The sequence below is a fragment of the Duganella vulcania genome, assembly GCF_009857655.1.
Lineage (GTDB): Bacteria > Pseudomonadota > Gammaproteobacteria > Burkholderiales > Burkholderiaceae_D > Rugamonas > Rugamonas vulcania.
The window spans coordinates 1-255 of record NZ_WWCX01000337.1 but is presented as its reverse complement, the minus strand read 5'-3'; the positions used below and the strand labels follow the sequence as shown (position 1 = coordinate 255).

General features: G+C 51.8%; 1 rRNA gene. It reads left to right on the top strand.

Annotated elements, in window-relative coordinates:
• Positions 1–120, top strand: a 16S ribosomal RNA gene (locus tag GTP90_RS36290); the annotation flags it as partial.
• Between the last annotated feature and the right edge of the window lie 135 nt (positions 121–255).

The window sequence follows — 255 nt, the reverse complement described above, 5'->3', positions numbered from 1 at the left end:
GTTTTACCAGAAGTAGGTAGCTTAACCGTAAGGAGGGCGCTTACCACGGTAGGATTCGTGACTGGGGTGAAGTCGTAACAAGGTAGCCGTATCGGAAGGTGCGGCTGGATCACCTCCTTTCTAGAGTGGCACTCTTCTTCAAGCGTTCACACTTATCGACTGTCAAATTAAAGAACAGCATTTGGGGCTGTAGCTCAGCTGGTTAGAGCACCGTGTTGATAACGCGGGGGTCGTTGGTTCGAGTCCAACCAGCCC